This is a genomic window from Mesorhizobium sp. M7A.F.Ca.CA.001.08.2.1, from assembly GCF_003998455.1.
GTDB classification, from domain to species: domain Bacteria; phylum Pseudomonadota; class Alphaproteobacteria; order Rhizobiales; family Rhizobiaceae; genus Mesorhizobium; species Mesorhizobium ciceri.
Genome location: NZ_RZPW01000063.1, coordinates 1 through 14293, shown reverse-complemented (window position 1 = coordinate 14293; position 14293 = coordinate 1). Strand labels below are relative to the sequence as shown.

Here is a 14293-nt window from a genome sequence, read left to right as displayed (position 1 = left end):
GTGTCGCCGCCTGCAATGACCACGCGACGCAGGCTCTGTTCCACCGTCAGGTTGCGAAGGATTTCTCCGAGGCCGCGGCCAAGCCTGTGGCGGGCGCCTTCCTCCCGGTCGATTTCGGCGCCCCTGTCGGCAGTGGGGCCAAGCGCGGTGTAGAGGATGACGCTGCGCCCGGCTTGCAGACTGGCACGGCCGCTTGCCGTTGCGCGCGTGATCGCCTGCTGCGAGGCCTCCGAAACCAGTTCGACCGGATCGACCTCGATGCCGTCGAAACCGTCGGTCAGGGCATGCCGGATCTGCCGTTCGGTGGTCGGCGAGCAACTGCCCGACACGACGGCTATCCGCTCGGCAGCGCCCGGCGATGTGAAGCCTGGCCCAGCGCTGACGACGCCATTCGACGTCCATTCGGCCAGCAGCGCATATTCGACACCGGACGAGCCGACGACAAAAGAACCGCCGGGCTTGCGAACGCGCCACAGTTCCTTGCCGGCCAAAACCTGCGTCTCCAGACTGTCGACATCGACAAGCACGATGGCGGTGCCGTTTCCGGTCAGGCGATCGAACGCCGCCGACCGCGATGCCGACTGCAGCGTCGCAAGATCGACCAGCCCGGAGCTCAGCGCCGTCTGCCGCGACAGATGGATCAGCAGATCGGACTCATCCATCGGCGTCGTCGGGTGACGGCTCATCACCGGGTGGCGATCAATGCGGAAATATTGGTCGCGATAGGCCGCGAACAGATGGCCGAAAGCGGTATAGCGCTTGAGCTGCGGCACGCCGACCAGCAGCGGCACACTATCCTGCGCGAACACCGAGCGGCCGACCTCGATGGCTCGGCCGATGCTGCCGATCGTCGGGCTGGAATCGAAGGTCGAGCAGACCTTGTAGTGGCAAATCTCGGCGTTAAGCGTCTTCAGCCAGGCGAAGGCATCGCGCAGATGCGTGTCCATCCATTGCGGCGTCTCACTGCGGCTGGTGCCGGCCAGCCCTATCGCCCGGCAATGGCCAAACCGGGACAGCAGGGCCGCGTCCGGCTGGCGCATGAACAGCACGGTCGGCACGCCACCGAGCTCGAGCGCCTCCATGACATCGGTCGAGCCGGTCAGGTCGTCGCCATAATAGCTGAGAAGCAGGTCCTGCATCGTCTCAGGCTGCCTTGCCGTCGCCGAATTTTTCGATCGACCGCGCCAGTTCGGGATGGTTCAAGGCGAAGTCGGCCAGCGGAATGCCGTCGACCGCCGCTTGCCAGGCTTGCTGCACGGCACGTACGCCGGCGCCCGGTCCGTCCGGATGGCTGACGATGCCGCCGCCGCAGAGATAGAGAAGATCCACGGTCCGGCCGGTCCGTGCATATGTCTCGGGCGCCTGACCGCCCCACTGGCCGGAACCTGCCACCGGTAATGCGCAGTCCCCAGGCGAAAAGATCGGCGTCGTCACCGCCTTGAAGGATTCGACGAAAGAGTCATCCGGCTCCCAGTATTTCGAGGCGATGCCGTTGATCTGGAACTGGTCGACGCCGAGCAGCCGCCAGAATTGCTGCCAGACCTTGAAGTCCATGCCGAGGCCGGGGTGACGGGTGAGGATGTCCCAGCCGTTGCGATGAGCATGCAGCACCAGGCCGGAGCGTTTTCTCAGGAATGCCATGCCGCCAAAGCCGATCGAATTGATGTTGATAACAGCACAATTGCCGCCGGCCTTCGCCACCAGATCGTGGTTGCGCATCATCTCGTCCGGATCGGCGTGCGAAATGCCGAAGGCATACATCACCTTCTTGCCGGTCTTCTGCTCGTGATCGAGGATCAGCGGCATGATTGCCTTCACCCGTTCCGACAGGGGCGAATAGGCCGGGCTCATCAGCTTCTCGTCATCCTTGATGAAGTCGACGCCGGCGGCGATCAGTTCCGCCACCATTGCCGCCGTCTCGTGCGGCCGCAATCCTAGCGCCGGCTTGACGATCGTGCCGATGATCGGGCGGTCAGTCACATTGGTCAGCCGGCGGCTGCCGGCGACACCGAACTGTGGGCCGGGATGTGCCCCGCGATACTCCTCCGGCAATTTCATGTCGACGACGCGAATCCCGGTAAGGCCCTTGATCGAATAGGTGCCGCCGATGGCAATCGTCATCAGCGCCGAAAGGTCGGTGCCGATGGCATCGAACGGAAAGGCGATGTCGACATCGGCGCGCCTGAACGGCCCCTTACCGTCATTGGGAAGCGACGGCCGCTCGGCATCGGGCAGAGGCCGAATCGCCAGCACACGTGCCGCCACCCGGGCCTTCAGTTCCTCGGTCTCGCCGGGCAGCGCTACGAAGGTGCCGGTCGACTGATCGCTGGCGATCTTGGCCGCCAGCGCTTCGATGCTTCCAGGCGTTTCGATGCGGTAGGTGAGGGTGATCATGGTCCGCTGTCTCAAGCCGAGGCGTTCGAAAAAGGTTCACTGGTGTTTCAAATCTGGTATAATGAGTACATAAGTATTGCAAGTCATATCCGGCAGCGGGATCGACAGACGGCAATTCCGGGAATTGTGGCGGCAGTGTTAGATAGGGCCGGGTCAAGGGAGTGATTCGCGGCGATGAACCGTTCGGAACCGATTGTCCGGCGCAAGCTTTCCGATGAGGTCTTCTTGCGGCTGAAGCGGCTGATCACCAGCGGCGAGCTGATGCCAGGCGACGACATGCCCTCGGAGCGCGAGCTGATGGAGCGCTTCGAGGTCGGCCGCCCCGCGATCCGCGAGGCGATGCAGGCGCTGAGCAATATGGGGCTGGTTGCGATCTCGCATGGCGAACGCGCCAAGGTGCTGCAACTCACCGCCAAGTCGATCATCAAGCAGGTCGACGGCGCCGCCAAGATCATCCTGTCGTCATCGAAAGACACGCTGGAGCACCTGAAGACCGCGCGCATCTTCTTCGAGCGTGGTATGGTCAGGGAAGCCGCCGAAAAGGCCACCGCCGAGGATGTGCTGCGGCTGCGGGCCACCGTTGCCGAACAGCGCGGCTTTCGCGGCGCTTCCGAAGCCTTCATCTCCGCCGACATGAAGTTCCATACACAGATCGCCGCGATCTCCGGCAACCCGATCTATGTCGCCGTCAGCGAGGCGATGCTCGGCTGGCTGAAGGAATACCACACCGAAATGCTGATCTGGACCGGCAAGGAAAAGTTCACGCTCACCGAGCACGAAGAGATCATAGGCCGCATTGAACTGAAGGATGCGGACGGCGCCGAGAAGGCGATGATCAAGCATCTAGAGCGCTCGCGCGCGCTCTACGTGATGAACTCCGAAAAATGACGTCAGTCGATCCGGACGATCTCGTAAGGCGTCATCACGAGATGGCTTCGGCCAAAAGCTGAAATGTCGACCTGCACGTCGTCCGCCGTCAGGTTCGCCAGCCACACGACAGTGTCGCCCGAGGCCGAGCGTCCAGCCAGCGCCAGCACCTTGGTCTCATCGCTCGTCCCTGCCGCCACATGCGCAAGGCCGGCCAGTTCGCAAAGCCCCTTGATGGCTCTGAAGAGCGGCCGGGGCGATCCTTCCGCGACGGGTTCTCCGGATGACGCCAGCACGCCGAACGGTCCGGTGAAGCTGGAGAGCGTGAGCTGTTCCAGCCCAGCGGCTGCGACGCGCGCGGCATAGCCGATCGTCCAAGCCGCCGCGAACTGGCCGGCATGGCGCGGATCGCTGTCGGCCATGGCAATGCGCTGTCCCCCGGGATTGGGTTTGGTCGCTCCGCCATAAGGGTTCTGGCGCATGGCAATCGTCGACGGTCCGATCCGGTAGGGCTTTGCCCCGAAGATCGCCCGTGCCGATTGGGTGATGAAAGGCAGCGCCTCCAGCGACTGCATGATGCTGAGATCGTCGGCGGCATGCACGATCGGGCAAGTGCAGTGGGTGACGAAATCGAGCTGGTCTGCCGGCACGCGCTTGCGGTTGAGTTCGGTGAAATAGCTGAACATGCCGCCGCCGAGGCGGATATCGGGGAATGCCCGCCGCGCTGCGGCATAAATGTCGTCGAGCGGCGGGCATTCCGGCCACGCGCTGCCCGGCGGCGTCGACTGCCGATCGACCGACGGCGACACGGCAATGGCCGAGAGTTTTAGCCCGGCCTGACACACCAGGGCCGCGACGGCTGACAGCTCGGCATTGAGATCGCCCGCGCCGTCAACAACGCATTCGAGTGTGGTGCCGGCTGGATAGGCGGCGGCAAGTTTTGCAAAGGATTGCAACGCGGCCAGCCCGTGGCCGCGCGTCGGATCGTAGTGGAGGATCAGTTGCTGTGGGCCGAGTTCCGCCAATGTCGGAAGGTTTGCGAGCGCTGCCTCGACCTCATCCGGATAGATGATCACGCCGATATCCGGCAGCTTCTGCCCAGCCTCGCCGAGCTCGACACGAACCGGCTCGGTGGTTGCAGCGGCTGCCGGCATTTTCCCTTCGCCGGTGATGCACAGGCTGACCGTCTGGCTTACAGTCTGGCCGACCGGCAGCACATAGGGCCATGGCAGCGCCAGCGGCCGGACATAGGTCTTGTAGGACGCGTCCGACCAGTTGCGCTGGTCCTCCATCTCGAAAGTGTCGCCCTCCATCCGGCATTCGGCGACGATGCCCGGCTGAACCTCATGGGTGATCGCGCGCAGATGCTTGAAAGGCTGCCAGGGATCGATCAACAGCGGCAGCTTCGTGGCGACCACGCTGCCGTCGGTATGCTCGACCGTCACCGGGCTGCCGGCGAGACCGGCGATCGGATGCAGGATGCAAAAACCGCAGCGATTGGCCTCGAAATCGCTCTCGGGCAGTGCGCTGACGTCGAAGGCCAGATAGCCATCAGAGGAGCCTTTGATCGTGGCGCGAAAGGCGAGCCGACTTGCGTCCGGCCCGGTGCAGCTTGCCGTATAGCTGACCAAGAAAGCGTCGGCGCCCTGGTCGACGACAAGCTCAGTCAGTTCAGGCTCGTAAGTACCCCAGTCGCGGTCACGCACGATATAGGCGATGGCGCGTAGCACTTCGGTGCCGCCATGCCGAATGGTGCGCAGATTGCCGTTGACGAAGTCGGCGCTGAGCGCGCCTGCGCTGAGCCTGACCGGCTCGGCCTCGACCACGCGCGTGCCGTAAAGGAGGAAGGTATCGGCGGTCATTTCAGCGAGGCGTCGAGTTGCACCGGTTGCCGGCTCGCGGCCCCAGCATAGGCGGCCTCGACCAGCGCGAACGTCTTGAGATTGTCCGCGCCCGAGGTCGCCGGTTGTACGCCCTTTGCCAGGCAGTCTACCCAGTGCTGCTGGATGGCGACGACGCTTTCCTGGATGTTGTGCCAGGGCCGCGACGCCCAGGCCAGCAGCGGCGGCGAGACGTCGGTGACGGCCGTGCCGCTCTTGCCGGTGACGGTCAGCCGGTATCCCTGCGCCAGCCGGATCGTGCCGTCGCTGCCATCGATCTCGATCAGCGTTTCGGGAAACGGCTCGGTGGCGAGCTTCGTCGCGTAGCTGCAGTCGACCACGGAGGTTGCGCCGCTCTTGTGGTCCATCAGCATGGTCGCCACATCCTCGCCGGCAATGGCGGGATTGATGCGGGCGATTCGTGTCGTGATGGTCGAGACGTCGCCGAGCAGGAAACGGGCGATATCGAGGATATGGATACCGAGGTCCTCGATGATGAAGCGCTTTCCCGTCGCCAGATAGGGCTGACCGGAAAACACGTCATACGCCGAGCGGAAGGAGATACGCCCGAAGAAGGGCGTGCCGATCTCGCCGCTATCGAGCACGGTCCGCACCGCCTGGATAGGTGACTGCCAGCGAAAATTCTCATGCACCATCAGCGGAACGCCGGCTTCCGCGCATGCCTTGACCATCGCCTTTGCGTCGGCAAGCGTCGGCGCGAACGGCTTTTGGCAGATCACCGGAACGCGGTGGGCGGCCGCCATTTCGACAAGCGGACGATGGCTGGGCGCGGTGGTGGCGATATCGACGAAGTCCAGGCTTTCGCCGGCAAATAGTTCCGCCGCGTCGGTATAGCGCTTCGCAATGCCGAACTGGTCACCGACGATCCGCAACCGTTCCGGGTCACGGTCACAGATGGCGATGATCGAGGCGCCCGCTATGTCGCGCCAGGCATGCATCTGGTTGACGGCAAAGAAGCCGCAGCCGATCAGCGCTCCCCGCAGTTCCGCCATGCTCAGCCTGCCTTTGCCATCTGCATCAAGGTGACACGTTGCTGAAGCCGGCGCTGTGCCTGGTCGACGACGACGGCGACGATGATGACGAGGCCCTTGATCACCATCTGCCAGAACGAACTCACGCCCATCATCACCAACCCGTCCGAAAGGATGCCGATGACGAAGGCGCCCACGATGGTGCCGCCGATCGTACCGCGGCCGCCCGACATCGAAGTGCCGCCAAGCACCGCCGCCGCAATGGCGTTGAGCTCGAAGCTTTCGCCCGTCGCCGGATGCGAGGCCATCAACTCGGACGAGATGATCAGGCCGACGATCGCCGCGCAGAAACCGGAGAACATATAGACGAACATCTTGACCATGTTGACCCGGACGCCCGAAATCCGCGACGCCCGTTCATTGCCGCCGACGGCGAAGATATGGCGACCGAGTGGCGTGTACTTGGCGAGATAGGCGGCTCCCAGTGCAACGACGATGAGGATCCAGATCGCCACCGGCAGGCCAAGCAGCCGACCGGCCCCGAGGAAGCCGAAGCCGGTGGTGCCAAGCTCCGGCTTGCCGACGAGGTTGGGAAAGGTGCGGCCATCCGACGACAGCAGCGCCAGGCCGCGCGCGACATAGAGCACGCCGAGCGTGGCGATGAACGGCGCGACGTTTAGCCTGGTGATCAGCAAGCCGTTGACGGCGCCGATCAATATGCCGACGGCAAGCGTGATCAGCGCGATCTCAAAGACGTTGAAATAGATGGTGTAGCCGATCTGCAGGTCGATGCCGTTGAGCACGAGATACCCGGCCACCATACCGCACAGGCCGACGATCGAACCGACCGAAAGGTCGATGCCGCCGGTGATGATGACGAAGGTCATGCCCATCGCCAGGAACGCATTCAGCGCCACGTGCTTCGACATCAGGATCAGATTGGCGGTCGACAGGAAATTCGGCGCCGCGATCGAGAAGAAGATCAGCACGGCGATCAGCGCAATGAAGGTCCTGAGCTTCATAACTGTCAGCAGCACCGAGCCGCTGGAAGCGGAGGGAGCGGCCGCTTTGGCTGGGATGTCAGTCATGGGCGGTGCTCTCCGTATGTGGGGCTGGTCCGTGGCCAAGCGCCGATGCGGCGACGAGTGCCGCCTCCGTCGCCTCAGTGCGGTCGAACATGCCGGTCAGTTTTCCGTTGCTCATCACTGCGATGCGGTCCGACAGCGCAATCACCTCATCGAGATCGGAGGTGGCGAACAAAATCCCCAAACCGTCGCGGGACAGTTTGCGCATGGTGCGGAAGACGTCGGCCTTGGCGCCGACATCGATGCCTCGGCTGGGCTCGTCCATCAACAGCACCTTGGGTTCGGTGAGCAGCGCCTTGCCGATCACCACCTTCTGCTGGTTGCCGCCCGACAGCGACGACACCTCTTGCGCCGGGTCGGCGACCCTGATCGCCAACTCCCGCACCACCTGCGTCACCGCCTGCCTTTCGTCGGCGGCACGGATGTGGAACAGGCGGGCAAAGCGCGACAGGCTGGCCAGCGTCAAATTGCTGGCGACCGAAAGGATCGAGACAAGCCCTTCGCGCTGGCGATCCTCGGGGATCAGCGCCAGCCCGCGCCGGATGCGCCGCGTCGTATCGCGCTCCTTGACCTTTCTACCGCCAATGAAGATGTCGCCGGTCGAATGGTCGTGGCGGCCCATGATGCAGTCGAACAGTTCGCTGCGCCCGGCGCCCATCAAGCCGTATATGCCGAGGATCTCGCCGGCACGCAGCGACAACGAGACATGGTCAACGGCAAGTCCGCCGGTGGCACGAGGCAGGCAGATCTCCTCGGCACGAAAAATCTCTTCGCCCGGAAGATGGCCGTCGGCCTTGGCGAAGTCCTTGGCGTCGGAGCCGATCATCTGGCGAACGATCCACTGCGTGTCGACGTTCTTCATCTCTTCCTGGCCGGTGATGCAGCCGTCACGCAGCACGGTGATGTAGTCGCCGATGCGGATCAGCTCTTCGAGCCGGTGCGAAATGTAGACGATGGCCACGCCGCGCGCCTTGAGGTCGGCGATCACCTTGAACAGGATCTCGACTTCCGCTGCACTCAGCGCCGAGGTCGGCTCGTCCATGATCAGGATGCGTGCATCGAGCGAAACCGCCTTGGCGATCTCGACCAGCTGCTGCTGGCCGATGCGCAGATCCTCGACCAGCATGTCGGGCCGGATGCCGGCCTGTAGGCGTTCCAGAAATTCCGCAGCGCGGTTTTCCTGTTGCGCGTGGTCGATTTTGCCGAAGCGGTTGGTGATTTCTCGGGTGGCGAAAATATTCTCGGCGACGCTCATATTGCCGAACAGGTTCAGCTCCTGGAACACCATGCCGATGCCACGGTTCACCGCATCACCGGATGACGAGAAGGAAACCTCTTCGCCTTCCAGCAGGATGCGGCCGGCGGTCGGCCGTTCGACGCCGGCGATGATCTTCATCAGCGTCGACTTGCCGGCGCCGTTTTCGCCGACCAGCACGTTGACCGCGCCCTTGCGCACCTCGAAATTGGCGCGCTTGACCGCAACGGTGCCGGAATAGACCTTGGAGACGTCCTCGAGCTTCAGAATGATTTCGCGCTCCGCGATCGCGCTCATGGCTTCGGCCCGATCTCTGCCTCCGCCGGCGTCACCAGCGGCAGGTCCTGGCCGCTGCCCAGCGTGTAGGCGCCGAGCACCTTGGCGCTGCGGCCTTCCAGCGCCTCGCGCGGCAGCTTCGACAGCACCATCTTGTCGGCATAAGCGTTGAAAGCCTTGCCGAACTGGGCGAAGTCGATCTGGTTGGTGAAGTCGTTGAACTGGATGAAGTCCAGGCTGTCGCGCAGCGCGGTACCGCGCACCGCCGGTCCGATCTGCACCCGTGCATCGGCTTTGCCGTCGCCGTCGACATCGACGTCGACCGTTGCCGCACGCGACTGTGTGTTGGCCGCGATAATCTTGCCTTCCAGCCGAACCGCGAAAGTCCAAGGCGAATTCGCCTGCTTGTTCGGATTGCCGTATTTGGCGCCGGCAGCCGCTGGGTCGGTTGTCGCCAGGGTGTGAACCTGCGCAAACGGTCCGGCTTTCTGCTGGAGATAGGGCACGACCTTTGCCGCCCATATCTCTTCGACCATCTTGTCTGGATTGAAGGTGGCAGCGTTGTTGCCGTCGTCCGATTTCGTCGGCAGGATCTTGCAGGCGGTCAGGCTGATGCCGACCATCACGGTAAGGATCGGCCAGTTCGGCTTGGTGTTCAGCATGGCGGCCTGTCGTTCAGCATCGTGGGCGGCCCACGGAAAATGGCGGCGAGGGGCGATCCTGGGTTCGCCCCTCGCTATTCAAATCACGCTGGCTCAGTTCGTCAGCGCGAAGGTCTCCAGCTTGGCGGCATTGTCGCCATTGACCAGAACGCAGTCCATCAATTGCTTTTCCTTGGCCGGCGACTTCTTGTTCTTGATGAAGTCGTTGGCCTGCTCGACCGCCATCTGCGCCTGCGCGAAGGCGGGCTGCAGCACCGTTGCCTTGATGCCGCCCGAGGTGATGGAGTCGCGAACATCGTTCGATCCGTCGAAGCCGACGACGATGACATCCTTGCGGTTCGCCGCGGCAAGTGCCGCATAGGCGCCCATCGCCATCGTATCGTTGCCGGAGATCACGCCCTTGATGTCGGGGTTGGCCTGCAGGATCGATTCCATCTTGGAATAGGCTTCCGTCTGGCTCCAGTTGGCCGACTGCTGGGCGACCATCTTCAGGTCCGGATAGTCGTCGATGACGTCGTGATAGCCCTTGGAACGAATGCCGGCATTGGTGTCGGATTCCTTGCCGACCAGCTCGACGAAATTGCCCTTCTCGCCCATCAGCTTGACGAATTCCTGCGCGCCGAGCTGGGCGCCCTGGTAGTTGTTGGAGACGATCTGCGCGACGGCGACGCCGGTGGCGTTGATCTCGCGGTCGATCAGGAAGGACGGAATGCCTGCGTCCTTGGCTTTCTGTACCGCGGCGACGGTGGCGTCGGCGCCGGCATTGTCGAGGATGATCGCCTTGGCGCCGCGGCCGATCGCGGTGTCGATCAGCTCGGACTGCTTGTTGGCGTCGTCGTCATGGACCAGCACCAGCGCCTCGTAGCCGAGTTCCTTGGCCTTGGCTTCGGCGCCGACGGCTTCCGCCTTGAAGAACGGATTGTCGTGCGAGGGCGTGATGATGGCGATGAGATCCGCCGCGTAGGCGGGCACGGCCGTGCCAAGCGCCAGCATGCCGGCGAAAGCCGCAAGCGTCATTCTGCGTGTAAGTTTCATGAAGTCCTCCCGTTTGAAAAATTGCCTTGGTTACCCAAAGCATCTGTCGGCATCCGAATTCGTCAGGCGGCGCGGGCGGCGGATCGCTTCCGGGCTAAAGAGCCGTTTGCCGGCTTCCCCTCCACGGATCGTTGCTCCCCAGCCATCCTCCACTCGCCCAGGCATCGTACTCCTGCGAAAACCCTGTCGATCCGAGCCATGAACAGCTAAGCCAACTGGTATGATGAGTCAACCACGAATTCAGGTGATATGTACCTGATGAGCTACGATGCCGAGCGTCGCAACGGTACGGCGACGTCGCGGCGCTGCGGCAGCGCCTCTCCTCTTCAGGTGATACGCTGAATGCTGGCGGCGATCTCTTCCGGCTCGAACACGCGCTTCCAGTCGTCCCGCATCAGCACCGGCTTGCCGAACTCGATCGCCTTGTTGCAGGCATCCGAGAAAACGCCCTTGGTCTCGCCGAAAATGACGGCGCCCAGCACGTTCATATGGCCGAGCAGGAAGTCGAGCGCCGCCTGCTGGTCGACGCCGCGTGCCACGACCTCGTCGACGGCTTCCTTCATGACCACCAGCAACGAGGCGCACACCGTCTCCGAAAGCCCGGGTTCCAGCAGCGCCATCTGTTCGACGCTGACGCGGTGCGAACGCATGACCGGCGCCCAGATGATCTTCGCGATCGCCTCGCCCTTGGCGTAATCCTCTTCCGGCCCCTGCATCAAGGCGCTGACCATATGCTGCTTGGCCTTGACGCCGCCGAAATAGTCCTTCTTTGCCGCCATGTCTGTTTCGTCGTTGAAGATCGGCGGATGGCAGGGGTGGGTGACGAAATAGGTGAGGTCCGGTCGATTCGGCAGGTGGCCGGCGAAGGGTGCCGCCGCGTCGAGCACCACCACCATGGTGCCCGGCGCCAGCTTGCTCTCGATGCTGCTCGCCACCTTGCCGATATGCGTGTCGGGAACGGCCAGGATCACCACATCGGCGCCCTTGAGCGCTTCGTCGGCGCTGACCGCATCGAAACCCAGCCCGGTCTTCAGGCGCTCCTTGCCGGCATCGCTGACCTCGACATGGCGTATTGTGTAGGGCGACCCGCGAAAATTGGTCGACAGGCGGTAGCCCATTTTCCCGCCAGCCCCGAACAGCGCAATCGTTGTCATCTGGTCACCACTCCTGTTCTTCGCCGACGGCATAGCCCGTCGTCAACTGATCAACTGGTATAATCACGCTACCAGATTTTGGCAATCCGATAATGACCATGCGATGCGTTCGCCGCGTCATCGGCTGCCGCCGGCAAGCTCCAGCACGAGAACAATGGATGGCGCGCTCGGGATATGACCTCTAGATCACCAGAAGAAGCCCGCGCTTGCTCGCTGAGTGCGCATGAGCGCTGCTCTGCCATCCCCAGAAATAGGAGGCATGTGATAAGGGTCGGAGGTCGGGCCGGGCGCTACTTCAAAAGATCGACCAGCATGTCGAAAGCCGCATCGATATCGCCGCGAACCGCCGCCTGAACTGCCTGCTCGTCCCGGTCGCGCAGGGCCGCAAACATCTGTTGATGGTATGTGTTCGCGGTCGAGTAGGATCCATGCAGCATATTGAAATAGGGGCTGATCTGCAGCCATAGATCCTTGATGATCTTGAGCAGGGTTTCGGATCCCGCTGCTCGGTAGATTGCGAAGTGGAAGGTATAATTCGCCCTGAGATAGGCCTTTACGTCGTCCGCGCCATTCGCGCGTTCCAGTGAGTCCAGATCGCGCGCGAAAATCGCAAGATCCGCATCACTGCGGTTCTGTGAGGCCCAGCCGGCGGCGATGGCCTCTATCTCAAAACGTACATTGCGCAAATCGGTGAGCCGCTCGCGGCTGAGCGCCGGAATACCAATGGAGCGTCCGGATACCACGGTGAGCGCGTTGGCTGCCGTCAGGCGCCGCAGCGCTTCCCTGACCGGCATCGGACTGACGCCAAAGGCGTCGGCGAGGCTCTGAACCGTGACCATCTCGCCCGGCACGATGCTGCCGTCGAGGATCAACTCGGTGACCTGGTTGTAGACCCGGTCCTGCAGAGTTTCCTTGGACAATGGAATGATCTCGACACCAGGCTTCCTGAACGCCGATCCAGCCATCTCCGGTCAACCTTCCCGCCCATGGGCGACACTATTGCTTGTGCCGGAATGCAAGGTTCGTGGTGCCACGTCAAGCGGCCGACATAGCCCGTTTTGATATAAACGATTCCATCATTGATATTTGATCAAATCATGATACGGTCGCTGGCATCGAATGACAAGGGTTTACGTTTTGTACCCTTGGGAGGCATTCGGTCGTTCTGTTTGGGAGGAGTTCCACATGGGTATCGGATCGAAAGTCCGGCGGCTCGCGCTGCTGGCCGGCATGGCTGCGTGCGCCTTCGGCCTGTCCGCCGCGCAGGCCGCCGAGAAGCACAAGATCTTTCTCAGCATGAGCTACATCGGCAATGATTGGCAGGCGGAGGCGGCCAACATGGTCAAGGCCATGGCCGCTCATAAGAGCCTGGCCGACAAGGTCGACCTGCAGGTCCAGGTCGCTGGCCCCAACGCGCAACGCCAGATTCAGCAGATCAACGCAATGGTGCAAAGCGGCGCCGAAGCTATCGTCGTGTATCCGATCTCGCCGACCGCGCTCAACCAGGTCGTCAAGAATGCCTGCGACAAGGGTGTGAAGGTCTTTGCGTACGACGCCGAGATCACCGAGCCTTGCGCCTACAACGTCCACATAGACCAGCTGGAAGCGGGCAGGGTGACCGCCGAATGGCTGGTCAAGAAGCTCAACGGCAAGGGCAACATCATCGCCATCACGGGCGTCCCGGGAACATCCGTTGACGATCAGCGGACAAAGGCCGCCAAGGAAGTCTTCGCCAAGTATCCTGATATCAAGATCGTCGGCGAGGCTGTCGGCATGTGGAGCCAGGCGGTCGCCCGCACCGAACTTTCGAAAATCCTGGCCACCCGCAATTGGGACGACATCAACGGACTGTGGATGCAGGTCGGCTGCTTCACCGCCAACTCGATGCAGCTCGAGGCTGGCAAGAAGACCAGCGAACTCCTGCCTTGCGCCGGCGAAGGTTCCAATGGCGGCCGCATCCAGATGCTGCCGGAGGGCACCGAAGTCGAAGGTGCCGCTCCTCCTTATGCACCGGCGGGCGCACAACGCATTTCCTATGCCTCGCCGCCTTATTCGGGTGCGCTGGCGCTGAAGCTTGCCGTCGAGGCGATCGAAGGCAAGGACGTGCCGAAGACCACCATCCTGCCGCTGCCGGTCGTTACCAATGAGACGATCAAGCTGTGCGACGAAGGCACATGGGCGGAGATGAAGGCCGGCTGCAACGCCTTCAAGCCGTCGCTGGTCTCCAATCCGGGCTGGTTTGCCTCGATCTTCTCGGACCAGACACCCGAGGTCGGCCTTAATGCTGCCCTCGTCGGACAACCGGAGAACTAAGCCTCCCAAGGCCCGTGTGACGATGCACGGACAACTGTCCGTGCGTCGTCAATCCATGCCAAGCCGGCGATCGAGGACAATGACAGAACACTCCGAGCTCCCCGCCGTCGAGATCGACGGCATCAGCAAGGCGTTCGGCCCGACCGTCGCGCTGGACGGCGTGTCGTTTGCGATCGCGCCCGGCAGCGTCCATGCCCTGCTCGGTGAAAACGGAGCCGGCAAGTCGACACTGGTGAAGCTGCTGTCCGGGCTGGTCCGGCCGAGCCAAGGCCATGTCCGTGTCTTCGGCAAGGAGATCGCTTACGGCGCACCGCGCGCAGCACATGCGCTCGGCATGCAGACAGCATTCCAGGAGATGACCCTGGTGCGCGATCTCTCCG

Annotated in this window: 13 protein-coding genes; 3 read left to right on the top strand and 10 right to left on the bottom strand. The window is 62.8% G+C overall.

The features are described from left to right. Together EN914_RS06400 and oiaX are read right to left on the bottom strand one after the other, a co-directional pair. On the bottom strand, positions 1-1139 hold a 1139-nt coding region (locus EN914_RS06400; protein WP_164778665.1), incomplete at its 3' end, for a four-carbon acid sugar kinase family protein. Positions 1140-1143: 4 nt separating this feature from the next. After that, the gene (gene oiaX, locus EN914_RS06395; protein WP_013533063.1) at positions 1144-2394 is read right to left on the bottom strand and encodes a 3-oxo-isoapionate-4-phosphate decarboxylase OiaX; all 1251 of its coding nucleotides are present in this window, start codon (positions 2392-2394) and stop codon (positions 1144-1146) included. A 174-nt stretch (positions 2395-2568) separates the two neighbouring features. Between oiaX and EN914_RS06390 the strand changes: the two genes are divergently transcribed. Then, a complete protein-coding gene (locus EN914_RS06390) occupies positions 2569-3282 on the top strand; it encodes a transcriptional regulator NanR (RefSeq protein ID WP_013533062.1) in 714 nt (237 codons plus the stop codon). Between the two features lie 2 nt (positions 3283-3284). On the opposite strand, the gene EN914_RS06385 is transcribed toward EN914_RS06390, so the two are convergent. The 8 genes from EN914_RS06385 to EN914_RS06345 all read right to left on the bottom strand — a co-directional run bounded on the left by EN914_RS06385 (position 3285) and on the right by EN914_RS06345 (position 12565). After that, positions 3285-5123: a hypothetical protein gene (locus EN914_RS06385; protein ID WP_024502455.1), complete on the bottom strand. Its 1839-nt coding sequence runs from the start codon at positions 5121-5123 to the stop codon at positions 3285-3287. Continuing rightward, complete coding sequence (locus EN914_RS06380) at positions 5120-6154, bottom strand: Gfo/Idh/MocA family protein (RefSeq protein WP_013533060.1); 1035 nt, start codon at positions 6152-6154, stop codon at positions 5120-5122. Before EN914_RS06380 ends, EN914_RS06385 begins: the two co-directional genes overlap by 4 nt. Positions 6155-6156: 2 nt before the next feature. Then, positions 6157-7221 carry an ABC transporter permease gene (locus tag EN914_RS06375; protein ID WP_024502456.1) on the bottom strand — a complete coding sequence of 355 codons (1065 nt, stop codon included), beginning with the start codon at positions 7219-7221 and terminating at the stop codon, positions 6157-6159. Beyond that, positions 7214-8770: a sugar ABC transporter ATP-binding protein gene (locus EN914_RS06370; protein WP_127389026.1), complete on the bottom strand. Its 1557-nt coding sequence runs from the start codon at positions 8768-8770 to the stop codon at positions 7214-7216. The genes EN914_RS06375 and EN914_RS06370 overlap by 8 nt, the downstream gene beginning before the upstream one ends. Next, positions 8767-9411 carry a DUF2291 family protein gene (locus EN914_RS06365; protein WP_024502458.1) on the bottom strand — a complete coding sequence of 215 codons (645 nt, stop codon included), beginning with the start codon at positions 9409-9411 and terminating at the stop codon, positions 8767-8769. Before EN914_RS06365 ends, EN914_RS06370 begins: the two co-directional genes overlap by 4 nt. Positions 9412-9504: 93 nt before the next feature. Further along, complete coding sequence (locus EN914_RS06360; RefSeq protein WP_024502459.1) at positions 9505-10446, bottom strand: D-ribose ABC transporter substrate-binding protein; 942 nt, start codon at positions 10444-10446, stop codon at positions 9505-9507. A gap of 326 nt (positions 10447-10772) precedes the next feature. Then, positions 10773-11600, bottom strand: coding sequence for a phosphogluconate dehydrogenase C-terminal domain-containing protein (locus EN914_RS06355; RefSeq protein ID WP_024502460.1), 828 nt, complete (start codon positions 11598-11600; stop codon positions 10773-10775). Between the two features lie 290 nt (positions 11601-11890). After that, a complete protein-coding gene (locus EN914_RS06345; protein WP_013533053.1) occupies positions 11891-12565 on the bottom strand; it encodes a GntR family transcriptional regulator in 675 nt (224 codons plus the stop codon). 220 nt (positions 12566-12785) lie between these two features. Here EN914_RS06345 and EN914_RS06340 point away from each other — a divergent pair, with 220 nt between their 5' ends. Further along, positions 12786-13913 (top strand): sugar ABC transporter substrate-binding protein, encoded by a 1128-nt coding sequence (locus tag EN914_RS06340; RefSeq protein ID WP_013533052.1) that lies wholly within the window; start codon positions 12786-12788, stop codon positions 13911-13913. A 79-nt stretch (positions 13914-13992) separates the two neighbouring features. Next, the coding region (locus EN914_RS06335; protein ID WP_127389025.1) for an ATP-binding cassette domain-containing protein at positions 13993-14293 on the top strand (301 nt) is incomplete at its 3' end.

What these genes read in the sequence shown, in the direction of transcription:
- oiaX (WP_013533063.1), bottom strand. Translation starts at nt 2,394, where the DNA reads ATGATCACCCTCACCTACCGCATCGAAACGCCTGGAAGCATCGAAGCG.
- EN914_RS06390 (WP_013533062.1), top strand. Translation starts at nt 2,569, where the DNA reads ATGAACCGTTCGGAACCGATTGTCCGGCGCAAGCTTTCCGATGAGGTC.
- EN914_RS06385 (WP_024502455.1), bottom strand. Translation starts at nt 5,123, where the DNA reads ATGACCGCCGATACCTTCCTCCTTTACGGCACGCGCGTGGTCGAGGCC.
- EN914_RS06380 (WP_013533060.1), bottom strand. Translation starts at nt 6,154, where the DNA reads ATGGCGGAACTGCGGGGAGCGCTGATCGGCTGCGGCTTCTTTGCCGTC.
- EN914_RS06375 (WP_024502456.1), bottom strand. Translation starts at nt 7,221, where the DNA reads ATGACTGACATCCCAGCCAAAGCGGCCGCTCCCTCCGCTTCCAGCGGC.
- EN914_RS06370 (WP_127389026.1), bottom strand. Translation starts at nt 8,770, where the DNA reads ATGAGCGCGATCGCGGAGCGCGAAATCATTCTGAAGCTCGAGGACGTC.
- EN914_RS06365 (WP_024502458.1), bottom strand. Translation starts at nt 9,411, where the DNA reads ATGCTGAACACCAAGCCGAACTGGCCGATCCTTACCGTGATGGTCGGC.
- EN914_RS06360 (WP_024502459.1), bottom strand. Translation starts at nt 10,446, where the DNA reads ATGAAACTTACACGCAGAATGACGCTTGCGGCTTTCGCCGGCATGCTG.
- EN914_RS06355 (WP_024502460.1), bottom strand. Translation starts at nt 11,600, where the DNA reads ATGACAACGATTGCGCTGTTCGGGGCTGGCGGGAAAATGGGCTACCGC.
- EN914_RS06345 (WP_013533053.1), bottom strand. Translation starts at nt 12,565, where the DNA reads ATGGCTGGATCGGCGTTCAGGAAGCCTGGTGTCGAGATCATTCCATTG.
- EN914_RS06340 (WP_013533052.1), top strand. Translation starts at nt 12,786, where the DNA reads ATGGGTATCGGATCGAAAGTCCGGCGGCTCGCGCTGCTGGCCGGCATG.